This window comes from Gemmatimonas sp., assembly GCF_044345575.1.
GTDB lineage: Bacteria > Gemmatimonadota > Gemmatimonadetes > Gemmatimonadales > Gemmatimonadaceae > Gemmatimonas.
On record NZ_JBIJAW010000363.1, the window covers coordinates 1 to 3,253 of the forward strand.

Here is a 3,253-nt window from a genome sequence, read left to right on the forward strand (position 1 = left end):
GAGCGTCCGTAAGTCGTTCTACAGCAACACCTTACAAAGCGCTTCGCCAGTTGCTTGCGGACACCCGCCTTGGGTATATTTGGAGGTTGTGTTTCCGGGCCAGCTTTTCGCCCTCCAAACCCTCCCGCAGCAACCCGCAATGTCCAACAGCAGCGCAGAGTCCGAGAAGGAATACGGCGCAGGCAGTATCACCGTACTCAAGGGACTCGAAGCAGTCCGCAAGCGCCCCGGCATGTACATCGGCTCGACGTCGGCGCGCGGTCTGCACCACCTCGTCTACGAAGTGGTCGACAACTCCATCGACGAAGCGATGGCGGGGCACGCGTCGCGCGTGCATGTCACCATTCACGAGGACAACTCCATCACCGTCGAAGACGACGGCCGCGGCATTCCCGTGGACGTCCATCCGGTGGAGAAAATGCCGGGCGTGGAAATCGCGCTCACGGTGCTGCACGCCGGCGGCAAGTTCGAGAAGGATGCGTACGCCGTATCCGGCGGTCTGCACGGTGTGGGTGTGTCCGTGGTGAACGCGCTGTCGGACAACCTCAAGGTGTGGGTGAAGCGCGAGGGGAAGGAGCACTACATGGACTTCGAGCGTGGTACCACCACGACGAAGCTCAAGGTGCTGCGCTCGGTACCGGCGAAGGAGACGGGCACCAAGGTGTGGTTCAAGCCCGATGCGACGATCTTCCAGGAGACGACCCGCTACGAGTGGACGACGCTCGCGAGCCGTCTGCGTGAGCTCTCGTACCTGAACAAGGGCATTCAGATCACCCTGCGTGACGAGCGCCCCGACGAGTTCAAGGACGGGCAGCCCAAGGAAGAACTGTTCTGGGCCACGGGCGGCCTCAAGGACATGGTGACGTTCCTCAATGGCAGCAAGAAGCCGTTGCATCAGGATGTCGTGTATCTCGACACCATGCGCGACGGCATCGCCATCGAAGTGGCGCTGCAGTACAACGACAGCTACTCCGACACCACGTTCTCCTTCGTCAACAACATCAACACGCACGAAGGCGGTACGCACCTCACGGGCTTCAAGAGCGCGCTCACCTCGGTGATCAACAAGTACATCGAGCGCTCGAGCAATCTCAACAAGAAGGACAAGGAGATCCGTCTCTCCGGCGACGACGTGCGCGAAGGCATCACGGCCGTTCTGTCGGTCAAGGTGCGCGAACCACAGTTCGAGGGGCAGACGAAGACCAAGCTGGGCAACTCCGAGGCCGAAGGCGCGGTGCGCAGCGTGGTGAACGAACTGCTCACGCAGTATCTGGACGAACACCCCAAGACGGCCAACGCGATCATCGACAAGGCCATCTCGGCGGCCCGTGCGCGCGAAGCGGCCCGCAAGGCACGCGATCTGACGCGCAAGAAGTCGGCGCTTGATGTGGCGGCGTTGCCCGGCAAGCTCGCCGATTGCTCCCTGTCCGATCCCGCGCTCTGCGAGATGTATCTCGTCGAGGGTGACTCGGCCGGCGGCTCGGCCAAGCAGGGGCGTAAGCGTGACTTCCAGGCCATCCTGCCGCTGCGCGGCAAGATCATCAACGTGGAGAAGGCGCGTTTCGACAAGGTGCTCTCCAACGAGGAAATCCGCACGATCATCACGGCGATCGGTACCGGCATCAAGGAAGAGTTCGACATCACCAAGTGCCGCTACCACAAGATCATCATCATGACCGACGCCGACGTGGACGGCGCGCACATCCGCACGCTGCTGCTCACGTTCTTCTTCCGGCAGATGCCGGAGCTCATCGACGCCGGCTTCATGTACATCGCGCAGCCGCCCCTCTACCGGGTGGCGAAGGGCAAGGAAGAGTACTACGCGTACTCGGAGAAGGAGCGCGATGGATACGCCGAGCGGCTCGGCGGGCCGGAAGGCCGCGGCAACATCATGATCCAGCGCTACAAGGGTCTCGGTGAGATGAATCCGGAGCAGCTCTGGAAGACCACCATGGATCCCGAGACGCGTACGATGCTGCGCGTGACGATGGAAGACGCGGTGCTCGCCGACCAGACCTTCCAGACGCTCATGGGTGACGAAGTGGAGCCGCGCCGCCTGTTCATCGAGACCAACGCCCGGTTCGTGAGCAATCTCGACATCTGACTTGGTCCCGTTTGTTGCAAAAGGCCCGCACTGTTGTGCGGGCCTTTTGCGTTTGTGCACTCAGCGGGCGAACGGTGAGGCGAGCCTCGCGTCCGTCAGGAACGTGCGATCAGTGAAGGTCTTCAGGAACGCTACCAGCGCATCGCGCTCCTCGCGCGTCAGATTCAGGCGAAGCGGCGGTGCGTTGGGGCCCGGGCCGGCGCGTAGGCGCGGATCGAGCCCGGGGTTGTTCTGCACCCCGCGGTCGTAGAAGTCCACCACCTGCTCCAGCGTCGCAAAACGTCCGTCGTGCATGTAGGGGGCACGCACCTCCACGTTCCGCAGCGACGGGGCCTTGAAGCGGCCATTACCGGCCCCCGCATCGGTCACCGTGGCGTCGAGCCCCGTGTTGTGCGTCACATCGCTGATATGCGCCGTGGTCCCGTGGCACCGTGCGCATCCGGCGCGCCCGGTGTAGAGCTGCTGTCCGAGCAGTTCCTGGGCCGTGAAGGTGCCCGGGAAATTGGGGACACCGTTGGGGCCGAACGCGCGATCGATCTTCGCATCGACACTCACGAGTGCCCGTACGAACTGCGCGAGTGCGCGCGACACGCGGTCGCTCGTGATCTCCCGCGAACCGAAGGCTGCCTCGAAGAGCGCGGGGTAGTAGGTCGTCAGCGACAGCTTTGTCTGCAGGTCGTCCAGCGTGAGCCCCATCTCCGTGGCGTCCTGAATGGGCTGCAGCACCTGGTCCTCGAGGCTCGCAGCGCGCTCGTCCCAGAAGAAGCGCCCCCCGGTGTAGAATCGCGCGTTGGTGAGTCCCATGCTGTGCCGTGCAGTAAGCGCGCCCGCGAACCCGCGGCTCAGCCGCGCCGTGTCGCTGAAGGCGAACTGCTGCTGGTGACACGAGGCGCACGACACGCGATCGTTGCGCGACAGCCGCCGATCGTAGAACAGGACGCGTCCAAGCGTGGCGCCGGCGTCGGTGATCGCGTTGGTGGCGGGCGTGTTGTCGGCCGCGATGGCGCTGCCTGCGCCACCACCGGCGTTCTGCGAGAAATGCCGCGGCAGCGGCACGCGGCCATCGCTATAGCCGAGCAGCGACACGGGAAGTGTGGGCGGCACGAGATCGTTGCCGAACACCACGATTCGGAATTGCTGTGTTGCCGT

The 3,253-nt window shown here is 63.8% G+C and carries 2 protein-coding genes; one reads left to right on the plus strand and one right to left on the minus strand.

Annotated features, from left to right (window positions below):
• Nucleotides 1-139 precede the first annotated feature (139 nt).
• Nucleotides 140-2,104, plus strand: a complete 1,965-nt coding sequence (gyrB, locus tag ACIQ6O_RS15165) for a DNA topoisomerase (ATP-hydrolyzing) subunit B (protein WP_396208618.1) — start codon at nt 140-142, stop codon at nt 2,102-2,104.
• Between the two features lie 60 nt (nt 2,105-2,164).
• Here the strand turns inward: gyrB and ACIQ6O_RS15170 are convergent.
• Nucleotides 2,165-3,253: cytochrome-c peroxidase (locus ACIQ6O_RS15170; protein ID WP_396208619.1), on the minus strand; the 1,089-nt coding region annotated here is incomplete at its 5' end.